The organism is Kitasatospora sp. NPDC059648 (assembly GCF_042734825.1).
Taxonomy (GTDB): Bacteria; Actinomycetota; Actinomycetes; order Streptomycetales; family Streptomycetaceae; genus Kitasatospora.
Map to the genome: position 1 here is coordinate 146939 of NZ_JBHWDU010000007.1, position 21579 is coordinate 168517.

19 protein-coding genes are annotated in these 21579 nt (G+C 73.9%); 10 read left to right on the plus strand and 9 right to left on the minus strand.

Annotated features, from left to right (window positions below):
• Window positions 1–37 precede the first annotated feature (37 nt).
• Window positions 38–733 carry a GNAT family N-acetyltransferase gene (locus ACFV1W_RS07305; protein ID WP_380413932.1) on the minus strand — a complete coding sequence of 232 codons (696 nt, stop codon included), beginning with the start codon at window positions 731–733 and terminating at the stop codon, window positions 38–40.
• Between the two features lie 232 nt (window positions 734–965).
• On the opposite strand from ACFV1W_RS07305, the gene ACFV1W_RS07310 reads away from it, so the two are divergent.
• The 3 genes from ACFV1W_RS07310 to ACFV1W_RS07320 all read left to right on the plus strand — a co-directional run bounded on the left by ACFV1W_RS07310 (window position 966) and on the right by ACFV1W_RS07320 (window position 6026).
• Window positions 966–4853, plus strand: coding sequence for an amino acid adenylation domain-containing protein (locus ACFV1W_RS07310; protein ID WP_380413934.1), 3888 nt, complete (start codon window positions 966–968; stop codon window positions 4851–4853).
• A gap of 117 nt (window positions 4854–4970) precedes the next feature.
• A complete protein-coding gene (locus ACFV1W_RS07315) occupies window positions 4971–5216 on the plus strand; it encodes a hypothetical protein (protein WP_380413935.1) in 246 nt (81 codons plus the stop codon).
• Between the two features lie 123 nt (window positions 5217–5339).
• A complete protein-coding gene (locus ACFV1W_RS07320; protein ID WP_380413937.1) occupies window positions 5340–6026 on the plus strand; it encodes a hypothetical protein in 687 nt (228 codons plus the stop codon).
• A 39-nt stretch (window positions 6027–6065) separates the two neighbouring features.
• On the opposite strand, the gene ACFV1W_RS07325 is transcribed toward ACFV1W_RS07320, so the two are convergent.
• The 4 genes from ACFV1W_RS07325 to asnB all read right to left on the minus strand — a co-directional run bounded on the left by ACFV1W_RS07325 (window position 6066) and on the right by asnB (window position 11400).
• Window positions 6066–6491 (minus strand): hypothetical protein, encoded by a 426-nt coding sequence (locus ACFV1W_RS07325; RefSeq protein ID WP_380413938.1) that lies wholly within the window; start codon window positions 6489–6491, stop codon window positions 6066–6068.
• A 77-nt stretch (window positions 6492–6568) separates the two neighbouring features.
• Window positions 6569–7993: a pyridoxal phosphate-dependent decarboxylase family protein gene (locus ACFV1W_RS07330; protein ID WP_380413939.1), complete on the minus strand. Its 1425-nt coding sequence runs from the start codon at window positions 7991–7993 to the stop codon at window positions 6569–6571.
• Between the two features lie 163 nt (window positions 7994–8156).
• Window positions 8157–9275, minus strand: coding sequence for a hypothetical protein (locus ACFV1W_RS07335; RefSeq protein WP_380413940.1), 1119 nt, complete (start codon window positions 9273–9275; stop codon window positions 8157–8159).
• Window positions 9276–9549: 274 nt separating this feature from the next.
• On the minus strand, window positions 9550–11400 hold the full coding sequence (gene asnB, locus ACFV1W_RS07340; RefSeq protein WP_380413942.1) for an asparagine synthase (glutamine-hydrolyzing): 1851 nt from the start codon (window positions 11398–11400) through the stop codon (window positions 9550–9552).
• Between the two features lie 194 nt (window positions 11401–11594).
• Between asnB and ACFV1W_RS07345 the strand changes: the two genes are divergently transcribed.
• The gene (locus ACFV1W_RS07345; protein WP_380413944.1) at window positions 11595–11870 is read left to right on the plus strand and encodes a hypothetical protein; all 276 of its coding nucleotides are present in this window, start codon (window positions 11595–11597) and stop codon (window positions 11868–11870) included.
• Between the two features lie 36 nt (window positions 11871–11906).
• A complete protein-coding gene (glmS, locus tag ACFV1W_RS07350; protein WP_380413945.1) occupies window positions 11907–13733 on the plus strand; it encodes a glutamine--fructose-6-phosphate transaminase (isomerizing) in 1827 nt (608 codons plus the stop codon).
• Between the two features lie 78 nt (window positions 13734–13811).
• On the opposite strand, the gene ACFV1W_RS07355 is transcribed toward glmS, so the two are convergent.
• Both ACFV1W_RS07355 and ACFV1W_RS07360 read right to left on the minus strand, forming a co-directional pair.
• Window positions 13812–14732 (minus strand): glutaminase, encoded by a 921-nt coding sequence (locus tag ACFV1W_RS07355; protein WP_380413978.1) that lies wholly within the window; start codon window positions 14730–14732, stop codon window positions 13812–13814.
• 153 nt (window positions 14733–14885) lie between these two features.
• A complete protein-coding gene (locus ACFV1W_RS07360) occupies window positions 14886–15563 on the minus strand; it encodes a DUF3152 domain-containing protein (protein ID WP_380413947.1) in 678 nt (225 codons plus the stop codon).
• A 381-nt stretch (window positions 15564–15944) separates the two neighbouring features.
• Between ACFV1W_RS07360 and ACFV1W_RS07365 the strand changes: the two genes are divergently transcribed.
• On the plus strand, window positions 15945–16160 hold the full coding sequence (locus tag ACFV1W_RS07365; RefSeq protein WP_380413948.1) for a heavy-metal-associated domain-containing protein: 216 nt from the start codon (window positions 15945–15947) through the stop codon (window positions 16158–16160).
• A gap of 56 nt (window positions 16161–16216) precedes the next feature.
• On the opposite strand, the gene ACFV1W_RS07370 is transcribed toward ACFV1W_RS07365, so the two are convergent.
• Window positions 16217–16759 (minus strand): DinB family protein, encoded by a 543-nt coding sequence (locus tag ACFV1W_RS07370; RefSeq protein WP_380413950.1) that lies wholly within the window; start codon window positions 16757–16759, stop codon window positions 16217–16219.
• 99 nt (window positions 16760–16858) lie between these two features.
• Between ACFV1W_RS07370 and ACFV1W_RS07375 the strand changes: the two genes are divergently transcribed.
• Together ACFV1W_RS07375 and ACFV1W_RS07380 are read left to right on the plus strand one after the other, a co-directional pair.
• Window positions 16859–17818 carry a helix-turn-helix transcriptional regulator gene (locus tag ACFV1W_RS07375; protein WP_380413952.1) on the plus strand — a complete coding sequence of 320 codons (960 nt, stop codon included), beginning with the start codon at window positions 16859–16861 and terminating at the stop codon, window positions 17816–17818.
• A gap of 367 nt (window positions 17819–18185) precedes the next feature.
• Window positions 18186–18956 carry a GNAT family N-acetyltransferase gene (locus tag ACFV1W_RS07380; protein WP_380413954.1) on the plus strand — a complete coding sequence of 257 codons (771 nt, stop codon included), beginning with the start codon at window positions 18186–18188 and terminating at the stop codon, window positions 18954–18956.
• Window positions 18957–19071: 115 nt separating this feature from the next.
• On the opposite strand, the gene ACFV1W_RS07385 is transcribed toward ACFV1W_RS07380, so the two are convergent.
• Complete coding sequence (locus ACFV1W_RS07385; RefSeq protein WP_380413956.1) at window positions 19072–19989, minus strand: LysR family transcriptional regulator; 918 nt, start codon at window positions 19987–19989, stop codon at window positions 19072–19074.
• Between the two features lie 245 nt (window positions 19990–20234).
• Between ACFV1W_RS07385 and ACFV1W_RS07390 the strand changes: the two genes are divergently transcribed.
• Complete coding sequence (locus tag ACFV1W_RS07390; RefSeq protein ID WP_380413958.1) at window positions 20235–20801, plus strand: SRPBCC family protein; 567 nt, start codon at window positions 20235–20237, stop codon at window positions 20799–20801.
• 6 nt (window positions 20802–20807) lie between these two features.
• Entirely contained in the window at window positions 20808–21530 is a 723-nt protein-coding gene (locus ACFV1W_RS07395) for a maleylpyruvate isomerase family mycothiol-dependent enzyme (protein ID WP_380413960.1), read from the plus strand.
• The last annotated feature ends 49 nt before the right edge of the window (window positions 21531–21579 follow it).

The window sequence follows — 21579 nt, forward strand, 5'->3', positions numbered from 1 at the left end:
TTCCCGGGCATCCGGTAAGGATGTGGTGAAGAAATGATCAGCGGCCCGGGAAGGGCGCGGGCGTGGGGGCGGCCGCGGCTCCGGCGGCCAGGGTGGCGGTGATCACCAGGGTGCCGTCCTCGTGGCGGAAGTCCAGCGGCGCCGCCAGCCCGCGCATCGCGGCGACCAGCCCGGCGTTGGCGGCCTGGGTCACCGCGTACACCGCGCCGATCCCGGCCGCCCGGGCCGCCGCGGTCAGCCGCCGCAGCAGTGCCAGGCCCAGCCCGCGCCGCTGCCAGGCGTCCTCGACCAGTACGGCCAACTCCGCCTCCCCGCCGTCCCACATCAGGTGTCCGAGCGCGAGGATCCGCCCGTCCGGGGCGGCCACGACCAGGCTGCGGCCGTGCCGCGGGTCCAGCAGGTGGTCCAGGTAACGGCCGGCGTCCCGGACCGGCCCGTGGTAGCGCAGCCGCAGCGCGGCGGGGGAGCAGCGCTGGTGCATCGCCAGGGCCGCCGCCTTGTCGTCCGGCCCGGCGGGGCGCAGCACCAGCCCGGTCCCGTCCGGCAGGGACAGCCGGGACGCCGCCTCCCCGGCCCGCACGGTCGGCGCCGGGTGGGGGCGGGCGGGCCGGTACGGGTCGCCGGCGAGCCCGGGCAGCCGGGTGCCCTGGGCCTCGGGCATCGCGCACCTGCGATCGGACCTGCGGAAGGGCCGGTGCCAGAGCCGTTCGAGGCGGGTGCGGGATGCCGTCATGGGGCCGACGCTACCGAGGGCGCGCTTCCGGCCGGTTACGTGATCGTGAACGCACGAATGCCCGCAGGTGCGCGACGGCCCCACCGGGACGACCCCGGCACAGGTCCGGACCAGCGCCTCATGCGGCCGGGACAACGGGCGGCCGACGGTGGAGTCCGTGCCCGGCGCTCCTGGTGAGCAGGCCCGCCGGGGCTCGTACGTCCACGCACCTCCACGCACCCGAGGCTTTCCCATGGGCAACAACACCACCGCCGCTCCCTCCTCCTCCGCCTCTGGCACCGCCGACGCCGGCACCCTCCCGCACGCCCGCCGGGCTCCGGCCGGCACCGCGCTCACCGGGCTGCTCGACCGGCAGGTCCGCACCCGGCCCGCCTCCCCGGCCGTGATCGGCGGGGACGGCCACCTCTCCTTCCTGGAGCTGTCCGAACGGGCCCGCGGCCTGGCCGCGAAGCTGTGCGAACTGGGCGCCGGGGCGGACGGCTGCGTCGGCCTGTACGTCGAGCCCTCCGTCGAGCTGGTCGCCGGAGCCTGGGGCGTGTTGTACGCCGGGGCCGGCTACCTGCCGCTGTCGCCCGAGTACCCCGAGGACCGGCTCCGCTACATGATCGAGGACAGCGGCACCGGGATCGTCCTCACCCAGGAGCACCTGCACGACCGGCTGGCCGCGCTGGTCCCGCCCGGCACCGCGATCCTCACGGTCGGGGAGGCGCCGATGGTCCACGGCTGCGCCGACGGGAGCGGCCCGGCGCCGGAGTCACTGGCCTACGTGATCTACACCTCCGGCAGCACCGGCCGCCCCAAGGGCGTGCAGATCGAGCACGGCGCAGTGGTCTCCCAGCTGCGCTGGCTGCTCACCGCCGGGCACCTAGACCCCGGGGTCACCGTGCTGCAGAAGACCCCGATGAGCTTCGACGCCGCCCAGTGGGAGATCCTCGCCCCGGCCGTCGGCGCCCGGGTGGTGGCCGGCACGCCCGGCCTGTACCGGGACCCGGAGGCGCTGGTCGCCGCCGTCCGCCGGCACGGCGTGACCGCGCTGCAGTGCGTGCCGACCCTGCTGCAGGCCCTGCTGGACACCGAGGGCTTCACCGACTGCACCGGCCTGACCAGGCTGTTCTCCGGCGGCGAGGCGCTCTCGCTGCGGCTGGCCCGGGAGCTGGGCAGCGCGCTGCCCTGGGCCTCGCTGGTCAACCTCTACGGCCCGACCGAGTGCACCATCAACGCCACCGCGCACGTGGTCGACCCGGCCGCGCTCGGTGAGGGCGCCGGTTCGGTGCCGATCGGCCGGCCGGTGGACAACACCCAGTGCTACGTCCTGGACGAGCGGCTGGCGCCGGTCGGTCTCGGGGACGTCGGAGAGCTGTACATCGGCGGCGTCCAGCTGGCCCGCGGCTACCTGCGCCGGCCCGAGCTGACCGCCGAGCGCTTCGTGCCGTCCCCGTTCGCCCCGGCCGAGAGGCTGTACCGCACCGGCGACCTGGTGCACTGGAACCCGGACGGCACCATCCAGTTCGTCGGCCGGGTCGACAACCAGGTCAAGCTGCGCGGCTACCGGGTCGAGCCGGACGAGATCGCCCGGGCGATCGAGGAGCACGCCTGGGTCCGCCGCTCGGCCGCCGTCGTCACCGGCGACGAGCGCACCGGCCACCAGGACCTGGTCGCCTGCGTCGAGCTCGATCCGCGCGAGGCCGCCCTCATGGACCAGGGCGACCACGGCGGCCACCACCGGTCCAAGGCCAGCCGGCTGCAGGTCAGGGCCCAGCTGTCCGACCCCGGCGTGCGCGACCTCGCCCAACTGGCCGGGCGGGCCGTGGTCGAACTGCCCGGTCGGCGCGAGAGCGGGGCCCAGCGCCGGGAGGTGTTCGCCCGCAAGACCTACCGCTTCTACGACGGCGGCCCGGTCACCCGCGAGGACCTCACCGCGCTGCTCGCCCCCCGCCCGGCGAGCCCCTTCGGGCGCGGACTCGGCCTGCTGGCCTTCCCCGAACTCGGCCACGTGCTGCGCTGGTTCGGCCAGTTCCACAGTGCGGAGCGGCTGCTGCCCAAGTACGCCTACGCCTCGCCCGGCGCGCTGTACGCGACCCAGCTCTACCTGGAGACCGACGGCCTGGACGGGCTGGCGGCCGGGCTGTACTACTACCACCCGGTCGAGCACGGCCTGGTCCGGATCGGGGACGCCGCCACCGGCGCGAAGCCGTACCTGACGCTGCACTTCTCCGGGAAGAACGGCGCGATCGAGCCGGTGTACAGGAACAACATCCGCGAGGTGCTGGAGTTCGAGGCCGGCCACATGCTGGGCGTCCTGGAGGAGGTGCTGCCCGAGTACGGGCTGGAGGTGCGCCCACTCGGCTTCGACCCTGCCGTCAAGCGGCGGCTGGACGTCGCCGAGGAGGACCACTACCTGGGCAGCTTCACCGTCGACCGCAACCGCGGGCAGGTACCGGCGGTGCACACCGAGCTGTACGTCCAGGCCCACGAGGACCGGGTGGACGGCCTGCCGGCCGGCCTCCACCGCTACGCCGACGGCGAATTGACCCGGGTCGCGGACGAGGTGGTGGAGTCCCGGCACGTGATCGCGATCAACCAGGCGGTGTACGCCCGGGCCGCGTTCGGCATCACCGCGGTGAGCCGCGGCTGCGCGGACTGGCTGGAGTACATCGCGCTCGGCACCGCGCTGCACCACCTCCAGCGCAACAGCCTCGGCCTGGGCTTCATGTCCTCCGGCTACAGCTCCAGGTCCGGCCACCCGCTGCCCTCCGCGCGCCGGATCGACGAGATCCTCGACTCGCTCGGCACCGCCGGCGGCGCGTCGTACTTCCTCCTCGGCGGCAGGGTGAGCGAGGAACAGGTCCTCAGCGAGGGCATGCACGAGGACGCCGTGCACATGAAGGGACCGGCCGAGATCATCAGGGACGAACTCGCCGACCTGCTGCCCGACTACATGCTGCCCAACCGGGTGCTGATCGTCGACGCCCTGCCGCTCACCGCGAACGGCAAGGTCGACCTCAAGGCCCTCGCCGCCTCCGACGCCGTCCGCACGGCCGAGGCCCGCAGCGAGTACGTCGCCCCGCGCACCGCGCACGAGCGCCGGCTGGCCGAGCTCTGGGGGCAGGAGCTGAAGTACGAGGAGGCGTCGGTGACGGACGAGTTCTTCGCCGTCGGCGGCAACTCGCTGATCGCCGTGGCGCTGGTCAACCGGGTCAACCGCGAGTTCGGGACCTCGCTGCCGCTCCAGGTGGTGTTCGAGTGCCCGCGGCTGGGCGACCTGGCGGCGCGGATCGCGGACGCCGCCGGCGCGGACGCGGCCGGGGCCTCCCGGCTGGTGCCGCTGCAGCCGGGGGATCAGGGCCGGCCGGTGTTCTGCTGGCCCGGGCTGGGCGGCTACCCGATGAACCTGCGGCTGCTCGGCCGGGAGGCCGGCGACGGGCGCGCCTTCTACGGCGTCCAGGCGCACGGCATCAACGAGGGCGAGACGCCGTACACCACCGTCCGCGAGACGGCCGCCGCCGACGTCGACGAGCTGCGCCGGGTGCAGCCCGAGGGCCCGTACACGCTGTGGGGCTACTCCTTCGGCGCCCGGGTCGCCTTCGAGGCGGCCTGGCAGCTGGAGCAGGCCGGCCAGGAGGTCGCGGACCTGCTGCTGATCTGCCCGGGCAACCCGGAGGTCCGCCGGGCCGGCGGGCGGCGGTGCGGCCGCGAGGCCTCGTACGCCGACCCCGCGTACGTGACCATCCTGTTCTCGGTGTTCGGGGGCGCGATCAACGGGCCCGAACTGGAACGCTGCCTGGCGGAGACGGTCGACGAGGACACCTTCGTGGCCTGCGTGCACCGGATGCTGCCCGCGCTGGGGGAGGAGGTGATCCGCCGGATCACCCGGATCGTGGGCGGGACCTACGAGTTCGAGTACAGCTTCCGCGAGCTGGCCGAGCGGCGGCTGGCGGCGCCGGTGACCGTCTTCAAGGCCTCCGGCGACGACTACTCGTTCATCGAGGGCAGCACCGGCTACTCGGCCGCCCCGCCCACCGTGGTGGAGCTGGCCGGGGACCACTACGGGGTGCTGAAGGAGCACGGGGTGCCCGAACTCGCGGCCGCCATCCGGGCGGTGGCGCGGAGGACGACCTGACCGGGCTTGACCGGACACGCTCACGAATGGCCCAGGATCCGTGACCGCGGGAGCCCCTTCGGATAGGGATGGCTCGGCTTCTCCGCCCAACCCATCACGATCCGAAGGGGCTCCCCGATGTCCGTGAAGAACTCCGCGCTCGCCGCGGCCTGTTGCGCCCTGCTGCTGGCCGCGCCGATCGCCCTCGCCCAGTCCGCCGCCGCCGGCACCAGCATCAACAGCACCAGCAACACCGGCAACAACGGCCCCAAGACCCCGGAGGAGGCGGCCACCTGCAGGGCCGTGACCGGCGCCCTGCTCGGGGGTTTCGGCAGCATGCTGGGCAACACGGTGTGCGTGATCCAGCCCGCGGCCCATGGCTGAGCTGAACGGCCCGTCACATCCGGCGCCGGTCACCACCGGATCCGATCGCTTGGTGCGGATCATTCGCGTGCTGACGTATCATCCGGCGACCTGTTGAACGTTTGTCAGCACGAATGGGATGGCATGGTGGACGCGGAGAACGAGCGGCCGTCCGAGAGACCCAGTGGTCTACAGGCGATATGGGCCAACACCCTGGAGCCGGTGGCCCCGCTGCCCTGGTACCGCACGGTGCCCCGCAAGGCCTGGATCGCGGGCGGGGTGGTCGTCGCCCTGTTCGCGGCCCTGACCGTGGCCGCGGTGACCGGCGCCGGGGCCCCGCCCGCGCACCGGATCGCCCTGGCGGACCGGATCGGCGACCAGGAGCGGATGCCGGACGACGACGTGGTCACCACCGAGCGCGCCCGCCTGCACGGGAACCTGACCGCGCTGAAGCCCTACCGGGACGTGTCCGTGGCGGGCTACGGCCCCGCCGGATCGGGCCGGAGGAGCCTGCTGGTCGCCGGGATGACGGGGAGCTTCCCGGACGCCCGGGGGGAGCTGGACCGGCAGTTCGGCGCGGTCTGGGGCTCCGACGCCACCCGCTGGCCCGACAACGAGCCCATCCGGGAGCGCCGGGACTACCCGGCCGGCCCGCTCGGCGGCGCACTCGACTGCGCGGTCATGGGCGATTCCAGCGCCCCCCGGACCGTCTGTGTCTGGGCGGACGGCACGACCGTCGGCGCCGTCATCGACGGGACCGGTGCGATCCGCCCGGACGACCTGGCCGAGCGCGCCCTGGAGGTCCGCGCGGCCGTCGAGGTCGAGGCCTGAGGCCCGTTCGGGTCGGCGATCCTGGTCAGGCGATCCGGGTCAGGCGATCCGGGTCGGGGCGTCCTGGAGGGTGTGGCCGCTGGTGGTGAGGAGGGCGCTCAGGGCGGCGGGGGTGAGGGTGTGCGGCGTGCGCAGGAAGAGTTCGTCGGTGGTGGGGTGGGGGTGCAGCGAGACCAGCGTGATCTGGTGGTCGGCGAGCGTGGTGTGGGTGTGGGCCAGCGCGGTGGTGCGCACCCGCCACAGGACGGTCGGGGGAGGGGCGTGCGGTGACCACCAGGCGTGCAGCAGGGCGGCGGCGAGCAGCGCGAGGGCAGAGGTGGCGAGGACGACCGGGCCGTCGGAGCCGTGGAGGACGACCTTCGCGATGAGGTCGGCCGCGGTGACGGAGAGGAAGGCGGCGGCGAGCTCGACGGTGTCGCGGCGCCAGCGGCGGGCGCGGTGGAGGGAAGGCTTCGAGTGCTCCATGGCCTCCACCGTGCCCGACCGGTGTTTCCTGATCGCGAAGCGTCCGTGACCTGGTGGTTAAGGCCCGCGACGGTGTGTTACGGCAGCAGCGTCCGGGCGGCGGCCTTCACCTCGGCGAGCAGGAGGTGGAGGTCCTCCTCGGTGGTCGCGGCGTTGAGCAGGCAGGCGCGGAGCATCTCCCGCCCGTCGAACCGGGCGCCGGTGACGAAGACGCGGCCGCGCTGCTGGACGGCGACCGGCAGGTCGCGGTTGAGGGCGTCCAGTGCCGTCCCGTCCAGTCCGGCCGCCCGGTGGCGGAACGCGACGATGGAGGTCTGGACCTCCGCCAGCAGCTCCAACTCATCGTCGGCGTCGACCAGTTCACCGAGCCGTCGGGCGAGTGCGGTGCAGCGGGCGACGTCCCGGGCGAGCCCGGCGCGGCCGCGGTGGGCGATGGTGGCCCAGACCTTGAGGGCGCGGAACGGGCGGGTCTGCTCGGTGCCGTACTCGGAGAACCAGCCGAGCGCCCCGGCCGCCTCGTCGCGCAGGTAGGACGGGACGAGGCTGAAGGTGCCGCGCAGTTCGTCGGTGTCGCGGACCAGCGCGCAGCCGCAGTCGACCGGGACGCCGAGCCACTTGTGCGGGTCCAGGGCGAGCGAGTCGGCGCGCTCCAGCCCGGCGTAGCGGTGGGCGATCGCGGGGTCGAGGCGGCCGAAGGCGCCGTACGCCCCGTCCACGTGCAGCCACAGACCCTGTTCCTCGCAGAGGTCGGCGATCGGCCCGAACTCGTCCACCGCGCCGGTGCCGACGGTGCCGGCCGAGGCGACCACCAGGAAGGGCAGCAGCCCGGCCGCGCGGTCGCGCTCGACGGCCGTCCGCAGCTCGGCGGGGTCGAGCCGCCCGTCGGAGCCGGTGGCGACGGCGCGCAGGTGCCTGCTGCCGAGGCCTAGGAGCTCGGCGGCCTTGCGGACGCAGGAGTGGGTCTCGCCGGTGACGTAGCCGACCAGCGGCGGCAGGCCGGCCAGGCCCTCCTCGCGGACGTCGTGCCCGGCCCGGCGGGCGGCGCGATTGCGGGCGGCGGCGAGGCAGACGATGGTCGCCATCGAGGTGCCGGAGGTGAGCAGCCCGCCGCCGGCCGGGTGCGGGAAGCCGACCAGTTCGGCGATCCAGCGGACGACGGCGCGTTCGAGGTGGACGTCGGCGTGGTCGCCGCCGGCCGAACTGGGGTTCATCGCGGCGGCGGCGAGGGCGGCGAGCACCCCGGCGGGGGCGGGGGCGGAGTTGACCCAGCCGAAGAAGCGCGGGTGGCCGTTGCCCATGGGGTGGGGGAGGACGTCCCGTTCGATGGCCGCCAGCAGTTCGCCCAGCGGGCGGCCTTCAGCGGGCAGCGGGGCGTCGAGCAGGGCCTGCCGGGCGGCGTCGCCCATCGGCTGCCAGACCGGGCGGGCGGGCAGCTCGGTGAGGTAGTCGGAGACCAGGTCGGCGGTGGCGTGGGCAGCGCTGCGGAAGTCCTCGGTGGTCATGGCGTGCTCCGGGGAGGCCGTGGGTGGGACCGGGCCGGGCGCGGCTTCCTCGGCGCACCCCGATCAGGCGATGGTCGGGTGATCCTACGCAAACGGGCCCGCGCCGTGCGGCGCGGGCCCAGCAGCTGGGACGGGACGACCGGTTCGCCGACCGGGTCGGAAGTCAGTCCAGTGATCCGGACAGGCCGCCCGCCGAACGGCAGTAGCCCTGCATCTCCTTGTTGGTGATCTTCGCGCAGAGCCGCCCGGCCGCCCCGCCGTCGGTGTAGTTGACCGTGTAGTAGCTGACCAGCCCCTCCGCGCAGGCCTTGCGCTGCCAGCCGTCGGCGGCGGTGGCGCACTGCTGGGCGGCCCAGTCCTCGCGGTCCAGGTTGTACTTCATGGTCCGCGAGCCGACGCCCCGGCTGCAGTCCACGGCCCCGCCGTTGGCCTTGCCGTTGAGGCACCACTTGAGCGCGTCGGCGTAGACCTCGGGGTGGTTCGGGTAGTCGTGCGAGGACAGGTAGAAGGTCGGGGCGTAGAAGTAGCAGGCGGACTGGAACAGCGACGGCTGGTCCTTGCACGGGTACAGCGGGTCCTGGGCCAGCTTGTCGGCGGGCAGGTTGGCCTTTGCCTGCTCGTCCTCCTCGTCCGGGCCGAAGAGCTGCATGAACAGGCCCTCGGAGCAGCGGATCCGGTTCTGCTCGGTGGTGAACCTGTTGCACAGGTCGCGGGCCTTGGCGACGTCCTGCTTGGCGACGAACATCGTGCCGTGGCCGACGCCGTGGATGCAGGGGCCGGTGTTCTTGGGGGCGCACAGCTTGAGCAGGTCCACCTCGGGCTGGGTGGAGGCGTTGAGCATCTCCTCGACCGCGCCGTGCAGGTAGCCGGCCGCACAGGTCTCGTGCGGGAAGGAGATGACCTTCTGGAAGTCCTCGTGGTAGCGCTTGACCGCCGCGTGGCCGAGCTCGTGCGCGATCGGGTGGCAGAAGCGCACGGTGTACGGCTTCTCCTTGGTGATCCTGTCGAGGTCTGCGAGGGCGACGCCGGGGTCGGCGGCGTCCATCTCGGCCATCATCTTGTTGCGCAGCGTCGAGCGGGTCCACACCGCCGGGTCCCCGGTCGGGGTGGCGCTCGCCCCGCCGACCGCGACCGGCTGGGCGCCCGCACCGCCTCCCGGGGCGGTCGAGGAGGCCGGGGCGGCGTTGGCCGCCGCGGGCGACCAGTCGGTGACGGCCACCGAGCCCAGGCCCAGGACGCCCAGGAGCAGGGCGGTGAGAATCGCGAAGAATCGCGGCTGCATGACGGGATCCCCCGGCGGATCGAGGCGAACGGTTCGCTCCCATCCTGACGGCACGGGGGCGGGAACCCGCGTTTTCGCCCGCCATTCGGGAGGTGTCGGCGACGCTACCGCATCGCCCGTACGCCCCGACGCGCCGGGATGGTTCCGGGTGATCCTTCGTCAGCGGCGCCGTCGGGTGACCAACCGCCCGCCGGGGCCCCGGTTCCGGTCCGTTCACCCGGACGGAGCAACGGCCCGCCCCGGGTGGGCCGCCCGTGCCGTCCGGGTCGGGGCGTCAGAGCTCCAGAGTCACCGGGTACTCCGCCAGCCAGGCGTCGAGGTCCAGCGCGAGGTCGACGGCCAGCCGCACGGACCGGGGGTCGGTGTCCGGGGCGAGCGCGTCGGTGAGGCGCCGCCGGTCGAGCAGGTCGAGGGCAGGGGACTTCCGTTCGGCGGCCAGCCGGGCGAGTTCGGAGCGCAGCTGCGCCGGGTAGAGCGGGTCCATCGACACCGGGTACGGGCTCTTCACCCGGTCGGCGACCTCGGGCGGCAGCACGTCCCGGACGGCGGCGCGCAGCAGGCTCTTCTCCCGGCCGTCGAAGGACTTCATCGCCCACGGCGTGTTGAAGGCGTACTGGACCAGCCGGTGGTCGCAGAACGGCACCCGCACCTCCAGGCCGTTGGCCATGCTCATCCGGTCCTTGCGGTCGAGCAGGATGCAGACGAAGCGGGTCAGGTTGAGGTACGAGATCTCGCGCATCCGCCGCTCCAGCGGGTCGGCGGACTCCAGGTGCGGGACCTCGGCGAGCGCCTCGCGGTAGCGGGCCCGGCGGTAGCCCTCCAGATCGAGCTTGCGGAGCAGGTCGGCGTCGAGCAGCCGCTCGCGCGGGGCGGACCCGGCGCCGGCGATGGCGGCGAGGCCGGCGGCCCAGGGGAAGTCGTCGGTGGCGACGGCCTTCGGGTCGTGGAACCAGCGGTAGCCGCCGAAGAGTTCGTCCGCGGACTCGCCGGACAGCGCGACGGTGGAGTGGCGGCGCACGTCCCGGAAGAGCAGCAGCAGCGAGACGTCCATGTCGCCGACGCCGTTCGGGAGGTCGCGGGCGCGCACCGTCGCGGAGCGCAGGGCCGGGTCGGCGAGCTCGGCGGCGTCCAGCTCGATCATGCTGTGGTCGGCGCCGACGTGGTCGGCGAGCAGCCGGGCGAAGGGGCCGTCCTGGGACTGCCGGACGGGGTCGGCGTGGAGGTTCTGCGGCTGCCCGGCGAAGGCCACGGCGAAGGAGCGCACCGGGCCGGCGCCGGCGGCGGCCAGCGTCCTGGCGGCGAGGGCGGTGACGGCGCTGGAGTCCAGGCCGCCGGAGAGCAGCGAGCAGAGCGGCACGTCCGCGTCCAGCTGGCGGTGGACGATGTCGTCCAGCAGCGCCCGGACGGTGGAGACGGTCGACTCCAGGCTGTCGGCGTGCTCGCGCGCCTCCAGGGCCCAGTAGCGGCGCACCGAGAGGCCGCCGCGGCGCACCCGCACCACGTGCCCGGGCCGGACCTCCAGGACGTCCCGGTACGGGGTGAGGCCGGGGGTGCGGGTGTGGGCGAGCAGTTCGCGCAGCCCGTCCAGGTCGACCACGGCGCGGACCGAGGGGTGGGCCAGGACCGCCTTCATCTCGGAGCCGAACACCACGCCGTCGGGGGTGGGGCGGTAGTACAGCGGCTTGACGCCCATCCGGTCGCGGACCAGCAGCAGTTCCTCGCGCCGGGCGTCCCAGACCGCGAAGGCGAACATGCCGTTCAGCCGCTCGGCCAGGCCCTCGCCCCACTCCAGGTAGGCGCGCAGCACGACCTCGGTGTCGCTGCGGGTGCGGAAGCGGTGCCCGGCCGCCTCCAGGTCGGCGCGCAGCTCGCGGTGGTTGTAGACCTCGCCGCTGTAGCTGAGCACGGCCAGCGGGCGGCCGTCGTGCTCGACGGCCATCGGCTGGACGCCGCCCTCGATGTCGATGACCGCGAGGCGGCGGTGGCCGAGCGCGGCGTGCGGCTCCAGGTGGACGCCTCCGGCGTCGGGGCCGCGGCAGATCTGGGTGGCCGTCATCGCGTCGAGGACGTTCCGTTCGGAGGTCAGGTCGCGGTCGTAGGCGACCCATCCGGTGATCCCGCACATCAGCAAGCCCTCCGGTCTTCGGCTAGGTGTGCCGGAGGTCACGCTAAGGGCGGAGTCGGCGCGGCATCAAGAGTCCGTCGGGAAGGTGACCGGAGGGCGTCCGAGGGGTTACCTGGGCCGAAAGGCGTGAAGTCTGCCCGATTCCGGGCAGGATCTTTGGCTTCGGCGAGCGGCGCGGCCTAGAGTCTTCATTCGTGCCGAGCCCACCCCACCCTCACGAAGACCTCCTCGCCCACCTCGCCCGGACCAGCCCGCTCGGGCCCCGGGAAGCGGCGAGGGTCGTGGCGGAGGTGCTGGCGTACTTCTCCGAGACCACCGAGGAGTACGTCCGTCGCCGCCACGGCGAGCTGCAGGCACGAGGCCTCACCAACGAACGGATCTTCGCCCGGCTCGCCGAGGAGCTGCCCGCCCGCCGCGTCGCGGCGCCGGAACTCTCGGCCCGTCAGCTCCGCCGGATCGTCTACGGCTGAGCCCGGTCCATCCCCTATTTCTGGAGGAGTCCACGCATGTGCGGAATCGTGGCCTACATCGGCCCCAAGGACGCGACCCCCTTCCTGCTGGAGGGCCTGGCCCGGCTGGAGTACCGCGGCTACGACTCGGCCGGCGTCGCCGTGGCCGGGCGCACCGGCGGGCTCAAGCTCCGCAAGGTCAAGGGCCGGGTCGCCGACCTCGCCGCCGCCGTACCGGCCCGCTTCAAGGGCGGCACGGGGATCGGCCACACCCGCTGGGCCACCCACGGCGTCCCCAGCGACGCCAACGCCCACCCGCACCTGGACAACGCCGAGCGGATCGCCGTCGTCCACAACGGCATCATCGAGAACGCCGACGAGCTGCGCGCCAAGCTGACCGCCGACGGTGCCGTGTTCCGCTCCGAGACCGACACCGAGGTGCTCTCCCACCTGATCGCCGCGCACGCCGCCGGGGGCGTCGAGCTGGAGGACGCCGTCCGCGCCGCGCTCGGCCGGGTCGTCGGCACCTACGGCATCGCCGTGCTGGACGCCGAGCAGCCGGACCGGATCGTGGTCGCCCGCAACGGCAGCCCGATCGTCCTCGGCATCGGCGAGAAGGAGATGTTCGCGGCCTCCGACGTCTCCGCCCTCGTCCGCTACACCCGTCAGGTCGTGCACCTGGAGGACGGCGAGCTCGCCACCGTCCGGGCCGACGGCTTCCGCACCTTCACCGCCGACGCCCGCACCACCCACCGCCAGCCGTCCACCGTCGACTGGGAGATCGACTCCTTCGACACCGGCGGCTACGAGCACTACCTGCTCAAGGAGATCCACGAGCAGCCCGGCTCGGTCGAGCGCACCCTCAGCGGCCGGCTCGACGAGCGCTTCAGCACTGCCCACCTCGGCGGCCTCAACCTGGACGCCCGGGAGCTGCGCGAGATCCGCCGGGTGAAGATCCTCGGCTGCGGATCCGCCTACTACGCGGGCGAGATGGGCGCCCAGCTGATCGAGGAGCTGGCCCGGATCCCCGCGCACAGCGAGCCCGCCTCGGAGTTCCGCTACCGCAACCCGGTGATCGAGGCCGACACCCTGTACGTCGCGGTCAGCCAGTCCGGCGAGACCTACGACACGCTCGCCGCCGTCCAGGAGATCAAGCGCAAGGGCGGCCGGGTGCTCGGCGTGGTCAACACCGTGGGCAGCGCGATCGCCCGCGAGTGCGACGGCGGCATCTACCTGCACGCCGGGCCCGAGGTCTCCGTCGCCTCCACCAAGGCGTTCACCTCCACCGTGGTCGCCTTCGCGCTGCTCGCCCTGCACTTCGGCCGCATCCACGACCTCTCGCCCGCCGACGGCCGCCGGATCGTCGCCGCCCTCCAGGCGCTGCCCGACCAGATCCGCGAGGTGCTCGACCAGAGCGAGGCGATCGCGAAGCTGGCCGCCGAGTACGCCGACTCCACCGGCATGATGTTCATCGGCAGGGTCCGCGGCTACCCGGTGGCCCGGGAGGGCGCGCAGAAGCTCAAGGAGATCTCCTACGTCCACGCCGAGGCCTACCCGGCGAGCGAGCTCAAGCACGGCCCGCTGGCCCTGATCAGTCCCGAACTGCCCACCGTGGCCCTGGTCCCGGACGACGAGCTGCTCGACAAGAACCTCACCACCCTCGGCGAGATCAAGGCCCGCTCCGGCCGGGTCATCGCCGTCGCCCACCGGCGCCCGGAGGACAGGCTCGTCGACCACTGCATCCTGGTGCCCAAGAGCGAGCCCGAACTCGACCCGCTGCTCCTCAACATCCCGCTCCAGCTGCTCGCCTACCACGCGGCGGTCGCGCTCGGCCGGGACGTGGACAAGCCGCGGAACCTGGCGAAGAGCGTGACGGTGGAGTGAGTCCGCTGGCGGGTAGGACCGTCGGGCCCGGTCGCGACGACGTTCGTGACGACGTTCGTGACCGGGCCCTCCTGGCCGTCAGAACACCGAGCAGCCCGAGAGGGTGGTGAGGGTGTCCAGGGCGGTCACGGCGGCGACGGAGTTGCCGGCCTGGTCGAGGCGGGGGCCCCAGGCGCAGACCGCGGCCCGGCCGGGGAGTATGGCCAGGATGCCGCCGCCCACGCCGCTCTTGCCGGGCAGGCCGACCCGGAAGGCGAACTCGCCGGCGGCGTCGTAGGTGCCGCAGGTCAGCAGGACGGCGTTGATCCGCTTGGCCTCGCTGCGGGTCATCAGGCGGGTGCCGTCGGTGCGGACGCCGTAACGGGCGAGGAAGGCGCCGGCCAGCACCAGGTCGCGGCAGCTGGCGGCGATGGCGCAGTGGGCGTAGTAGTGCTCCAGCACGGTCTCGACCGGGTTCTGCAGGTTGCCGTGGCTGGCGATGAAGTGGGCGAGCGCGGCGTTGCGGTGGCCGTGCGCCGCCTCGGAGGCGGCGACCACCGGGTCGGTGTCCAGCAGCGGGTTGCCGGACTCGCGGCGCAGGAACTCCCGTACCGCGCCGGAGGCGTCGCCGGTCAGCGACTGGAGGCGGTCGGTGACCACGAGGGCGCCGGCGTTGATGAAGGGGTTGCGCGGAATGCCGTGCTCGGTCTCCAGCTGCACCAGCGAGTTGAAGGGGTTGCCGGAGGGTTCGCGGCCCACGCCCCGCCAGAGCGCCTCGCCGCCGTCGCTGCTGTGGGCCAGCGCGAGGGCGAGCGAGAACAGCTTGGAGACGCTCTGGACGGAGAACGGCTGCTCCCAGTCCCCGACGCCGTACAGCTCGCCGTCGACGGTGGCCACGGCCATGCCGAAGGCCTCCGGGTCGGCCTCGGCGAGGGCCGGGATGTAGTCGGCGACGTGGCCCCGGCCCGTGGTCGCCCGAGCGGCCGCCTCGGCGGCCTCCAGCAGGGCCGGGAAGTCCAGGTTCTCCACATCGTTCAAGGCTCTTCACTCCACGCACGGACGGACGGGTACGGACACGATCGGGACCGGGGGTCGTCGTACCGCGACCCCCGGCCCGACCAGTGATTATCCGTGCTCGGGGGAGTGCTCGCGCCCGGCGGGCGCCGACCCGGCCTACGGCGCGTTGCCCGGTGCCTGGACGGGCGGGCCGGTGAGCAGGGTGCCGGTGTCCGAGTAGGGCCAGCCGTTGGGGACGCAGCCGTGCAGCCCCTTGATCTGCTGCATCATCACCGGCGCCGGGGCGCCCGGGCCGGGGCAGTCCACGTGGCCGTTGCCGAGGATGTGGCCGACCTCGTGGTTGACCGCGAGCGCGTGGTACAGCTCGGGCCGGCCCTGGTAGGACTCCGACAGCTCCGTCCAGCGCTTGAGGTTGATCACCACCTGGTGCTGGACGCCGCAGTTGACCCAGCCGCCGGTGTCCAGCCCGTACTGGCCGCAGATCCGGTCGGTGGACGCGGGGGTCGCCAGGTAGACCGTGAAGTCCACCGGGTCGGCGGGCATCCGCTGGAAGGACGCGGTGTTCCCGGCCGACCAGCCGCGCCGGGTGTCGCCGAGGACGGCGTCCACCTCGGCGGCGAACTGCTCGGGGGTCTCCGGGATGCCGTCCTCCACCCGCACCTTGTAGCGGTGGAGGTGCTCCCCGGTGCCGAAGCGGGCGGAGCCGCCGGGGGCGGTGGTGAAGGCCAGCGGCGCGGATTCGTCGTGCCAGGGCTGCCACCGGAGCAGTCCGGCGGTCACCGTCGCGACCAGGGCCAGGGCCAGGGCGGCGTGCCAGGGCTTCCAGCGCTTCATGGTGGCAGAACAGCTCCTGCGTGGGGCGAAAGGGTTCGTCAGGAGGAACGGGCAGGTGGGTGGTGGTGGTTCAGGTGGTGGCGAGTGCGGTGGCGCGCTTCCTCGGGCCACTGCGGCGGAGCGGGATCAACGGATGATCGGCGGCGGACGGACGCCGTGTCGGGGAGCCCCCGGACGGTCGCCGTCGGGCGCGGGACCCGGCCGGTTCCCGAAACCACTCGATGGTGCCATCCCGGCGGCGTGTCCCTGGGCGCGGCGGCCGGATTCCGCTGTGGTGGTGGTGCGGACCGGCCCGGCGATCACCGCGGCTCGCCGATCACCGCGCCCGCCGGTCGTCCCTGACGGGCCGATCACCCCTGACACGCCAATGGAGGCACCGCCATGTCCATCACCACCGTTCTCGCCGTCGACGGCATGAGCTGCGGCCACTGCGAGCGGACGGTCAGCGCCGGGCTGGCCGCCATCCCCGGCGTCACCGACGTCGTCGCGGACGCGCCGAGCGGCCGGGTCACCGTGGCCTCCGCCGGACCGCTGGAGGCGGCCGCGGTGCGCAGCGCGGTGGACGGGGCCGGGTTCACCCTCGTCGGCGAGGTCTGAACCCGGACGGGGGCGGGGGCTGCCCGGCCGGGTGCGGCAGGCAGCCCCCGCACGGCTCAGCCCATGCTCTTCGCGCCGTCCAGGGACTCGCGGATGATGTCGGCGTGGCCCGCGTGCTGGGCCGTCTCGGCGACGATGTGCAGCAGCACCCGGCGGGCCGACCACTCGGTGTCCGGCTCGAACCAGGGGGCCTTCGGCAGCGCCTGGCTCGCGTTCAGGTCGGGCAGCGTTGCCACCAGCTCGTCGGTGCGGCGGGCGACCTCGGCGTACTCGTCGAGGACCGCGGCCAGCGTCTCGCCGGGCAGCATCCGGAACTCGTCGGCCCGGCGGGCGAAGTCGGCCTCGGTCCAGGTGGAGAAGTCGGGCATCGCGGACGGGCCCTCCACGATGAAGTTCGCCCACAGGCGCTCGACCGCGGTCACGTGCTTGACCAGGCCGCCCAGGCACAGCTCGCTCGCGGTGGTCCGCAGGCCCGCCTGCTCGTCGGTGAGGTCGCGGGTGGTGAACCGCAGGAAGTGCCGCTGCTTCTCCAGGGCCACCAGGAGGTCGGCGCGCTCGCCGGTGACGGGGGCGGTGGTGGCGGCGGGGGTCGTGGTCATGGCTCTGGCCTTCCGTTCGGTTCCTGCTCTCTCGGACAGGAACAACGTTACGGACCATTGCGGCCACTTCCTGTCCTGAATTCAGGACAGAATCGGAGCATGGCGAACACCAGCACCCGAACGCTGCGACTGCTCTCCCTGCTCCAGACCCACCGATACTGGCCTGGCGAGGAACTCGCCGACCGGCTCGGAATCTCCGTGCGCACCCTGCGCCGCGACATCGACCGGCTGCGCGAACTCGGGTACCCCGTCGAAGCCCAGCGCGGGGTCGACGGCGGCTACCAACTGGCGGCGGGCGCGGCCCTGCCGCCGCTGGTCATCGACGACGAGGAGGCGGTCGCCCTCGCGGTGGGGCTGCAGGCAGCCGCCGAGAGCCCGGTCGAGGGCGTCGCCGAGGCCGCGGTACGGGTCCTGGCCAAGGTGGTGCAGGTGATGCCCGCCCGGCTGCGCCGCCGGGTCGAGGCGCTGCGCGCGGTCACCGTCCCCGTCGACTGGGGTGCCTCCGCCGGCTCCGGCGTCGACCCGGACGCCCTCACGGCCGTCGCCCTCGCCTGCCGCGACAGCGAACGGCTCCGCTTCTCGTACACCGCGGCCACCGCGGCCCGCACCGAACGGCACGTCGAACCGCACCGGCTGGTCTGCCTCGACCGGCGCTGGTACCTGGTCGCGTACGACCTCGACCGGGGCGACTGGCGCACCTTCCGCCTCGACCGCCTCGCCACCGCCGAGGGAACCGGTGCCCGCTTCGCCCCGCGCACCCTCCCGGCCGCCGACGCCGCCGAGTACGTCCGCGCGGGCCTCAACGCCACGCCGCGGTCCAACCGCGTCGAGGCCCTGGTCGAAGCCCCGGCCGACCGCGTCCGCGCCCACGTCGGCCGCTGGGGCGAGGTCGAGGAGGTCGACCCCACCCACTGCCGGCTCCGGATGACCGCCGACTCCCTCGACTGGCCAGCCATGGCCCTCGGCTCCCTGGCCGCCGACTTCCAGGTCGTCCACCCGCCCGAACTCCGCACCCTCATCGCCGAATGGTCGACCCGCTTCGCCCGCGCGGCCCGGTAGGAAGCCCCCGCTCCGGTGCCGGGCCGGCCCCGGGCCACGCCTCCGGGGCATCGCCCCGTCACCTCCCCGCGCCGTCGCGACACACCACCCCTCAGCCCCGGCTCCCGTCCCGCACCCGACCTCGGCGGGGCCCAGGACTTGGCGGACCGCGTCATCCGCCGCGCTCCGACCGCGGTGGCGGCCTGCCTGCGGGCCGTCACCCGGGGGACCGACCTGCCGATCGACGAGGGCCTCGCGGTCGAGGCGGCCGTGTTCGACGCCACCGTGCCGACGGACGGCGTCCGGGACGGGATCCAGCGGTACGGGCCCGTTGCCCTCCGCCCGAAATTCGCTTGGCCGGAGCCGGGAGCCGGTCAATCATGGCGGGATGTCCGATCTGCTTGAGCGCGTGAGCGCCTTCCGCGCCTCCTTCGCCCGCCGCCATGCGCCGGAGATCGTCGAACTGCCCGAGTACACCGGGGTCTTCGCGGTCCGGAACGCGGACTACGTCCTCTCCCACGAGCACAACCAGCTGATCGTCACCGGGCCCGGCACGGACCCGGCGGCGCTGCCCGGTCTGGCCGCCCGCTGGCTCGGGCAGCGCAGGCAGTACGCGATCACCGTGCTGGACGAGCAGTGGGGCGAGCGGGCCGCGCCGGTGCTGGCGGAGGCCGGGTACGAGCGGGGCACCGCAGTGGTCCTGGTCCGGGACACGGCGGGCTGTGAACTCCCCGAACCGGCCGCCCTGCCGACGGAGTTCGCCGACATGCGGGAGGCCGTGCTGCGGCAGCAGTCGGAGTGGTACGAGGGCGAGGAGCTGACCCGACAGCTCACCGACCGCCGGCCGACCCGGCTGCGCGGTGCCGAACAGGTGCACTTCCTGACCGCCCGGACGGCGGACGGCGAGGTCGCGGCCTGGGCGGACCTCTACCTCGAACCGGCCGCCGGGCTGGCCCAGGTCGAGGACCTGGTCACCGCGGCCCCGCACCGTGGCGCGGGCCACGGGGACACCCTGCTCGCCAGCGCCCTGGCGTTGGCGGCGGCCGCCGGGATTCCGCAGCTCTTCCTCCTCGCGGAGGCGGACGGCTGGCCGCGCGAGTGGTACACGCGCCGGGGTTTCGCCGAGATCGGGCGCACCGACTCCTTCCACACGAACTGACCGCGCGAACTACGAGTGGGTGCTCGGCCTGCCGGCCCTCCTACCGGCGGACCACGGGACCCCGAAGCCGGCGGGGCCGGAGGCGGTGGTGTCGCCGGAGTGGGGGCGACCTGGGTCAGGGCGCGGGCGCGGGGCCGGCCGGGAGCGGCCTCGCGCAGTGGATGGCGACGGTGTCCGCGAAGGTGCGGGCGAGCGGGCCGAGGGTGTCCCATTCGCGGGCGGCCCAGCCGACGGTGAGGCCGGGCAGGTCCGGCAGCGGGACCAGCCGCAGGCCGGGGTGTCCGGGGCCCTGCCACTCGGGGAGCGCGGGCACGACGGCGTGGCCGAGGCCGAGTTCGGCCAGCAGGATCGCGGTGTCCCAGTCCGCGACGCTGGTGTCGAAGACCGGCCGGATGCCCGACTTTCCCAGCCAGTCGTCGAGTTGGGAGCGGGACACCGAGTTCTGCGGCAGCCCGATGAGCCGGGCGTCCTGCAGGTCGGCGGGTTCGATGCGCGTACGGGCGGCGAGCGGGTCGCCGGCCGCCACGGCGAGGACCCAGGGCAGGTCGGCGACCGGCCGCTGTTCGATGCCGCGGACCGGCGTGCCGAGGGTGATCCAGGCCAGGTCGACCTGGCCGGCGGTGAGCGCCTCCAGGCAGTTGCGGCTGGAGACGCCGGTCTGGAACTCCAGGTTGACCTGCGGATAGCGCTCGCGGAAGTCCACCACGGCCGCGGACATGAAGTGCCGGATGCTGGTGGCGCCGGTGGTGATCCGCACCGATCCGCCCTCGCCGCGCGCGAGTTCGGCGATGGTGCGCAGGGCGTGGTCGATGCCGCCCAGCCCGTTGGCCACGGCGGTCTGCAGGTGGCGCCCGGCGTTGGTGGGCACCACACCGCGCGGGTGGCGCTCTATCAGGGTGAGCCCCAGCTCGCGTTCCAGCCGCTTCACGTGCTGGCTGACGGCTGACTGGCTGCAGGCCAGCTCGCGGGCGACGGCGCTGAGCGAGCCGGCCCGGCAGACGGCGGCGAAGATTCGGAGGTCGTCGAGGGTCACGAGCGCCCAGGGTACGCCGGGTCCGGACCCGCGCCCGAGGGGCCCGACCCAAGGTCTAACTTGGGGCTTTCCCAGCAAATCGGTGGATTGACTTGGATGTTCGCCAGGATCGATCATCGGTGGCAGGGCCCGCGAGAAGGGCGGCAACCCGCCCGCTGCCTTCGTGCGTTCCGGACGCCCAGGCGGGGGCACGGCGGGTGTCGACCCGTACGGACGAGTACGTCAGGCAGTGGAGGGGGAGCGGTATGCGGTACGCCGATGGTCCGGGTGCGCAGTGCGAGGTGTTCGTCCGGGCGCCGGTGGAGCGCGTCTGGGCGCTGGTGACGGACATCGAGCTGCCCGCCCGGCTCAGCCCGGAGCTCCAGCGGGTCGCCTGGCTGGGCGGCGCGGGCGGCGCGGACGGCGTAGGCAAGGTGGGCGGCGTGGACGGTCCCGCCCTCGGCTCGCGCTTCGAGGGGTTCAACAGCCGGCCGAACACGCGCGACTGGCGGACGGTCTCCGAGGTGGTGGAGCTGGCCGAGCACCGCGTCTTCGCCTGGGCCGTCATGGACGCGGACGGCCGGTTCGGCGCCCCGGTGTCGGAGGTGGCCGGAGCACTGGCCCGGTGGCGCTTCGACCTGATCCCCGAGGACGGCGGCACCAGGCTGCGCCACTCGGTGGTCATCGGCCCGGGCCGCAGTGGTGTGGTGCTGGCCATCGAGGCCCGGCCGGAGGCCGAGGAGAAGATCGTCGCCTACCGGCTGGGGGAGCTCCGGACCGGCATGACGGCCACCCTGGATGGCATCAAGTCGCTTGCCGAGAAAGCGGGTTAGGGCGCGATGGAGTTCGGCGAGCTGTTCCGGGAGGTTCGGGCGTCGGCGGCGCGCCTCGGTGCGGACGCCCAGGCGCTGACCGACCGGCAGGCCCGCGAGCCGTCCCTGCTCCCCGACTGGAGCCGTGGGCACGTACTGACCCACCTCGCCCGCAGTGCCGACGCCTACCGGTGGATGCTCGCCCTGGCCCGCACCGGCACGGCGCCCGGGCCGCGGGCGGGCACAGCCGAGCTGGAACGGCAGTTGGTCGAGGGCGCGGGGCGTGACGCCCGGGCGCTGGCCGCGGACCTGAGGGACAGCCTGGACGGGCTGCTGCGGGACGCGGCGGAGCTGCCCGTCGAGCGCAGGACGGTGCTGGTTCCGGCGCTGGCGGGCTGGCGGCACCCGGCCTGGTACCTCCTGTGGCGCGCCTGGCGGGAGCTGGAGGTGCACCACGTCGATCTGAACACCGGTCGCACGTCGGAGAGTTGGCCGGAAGGACTGGTGCGGACGGCCCTGGGGGAGACGGCCGCGGCGCTGGCAGCGCGTGGGGTTCCGCTGGCCCGGGTCGAGGCGGAGGACCTCGGCCGGGGCTGGGTGGTCGGTGGGTCGGGCCCGGTGGTGAGCGGCGCCGGGCACGAACTGCTCGCCTGGTTCGCCGGGCGCGGTCCGGCGGCGGGGCTGCGCTCGGACGGGCCGCTGCCGTTGCTGCCGGGCTGGCCCCTGCCGCCGGTGCCGGGTTGGTCGTAGCAGTCCGCGGACTGGCGGGGGGGCCCCCAGGGGGTGCCCCGCCCGCGGG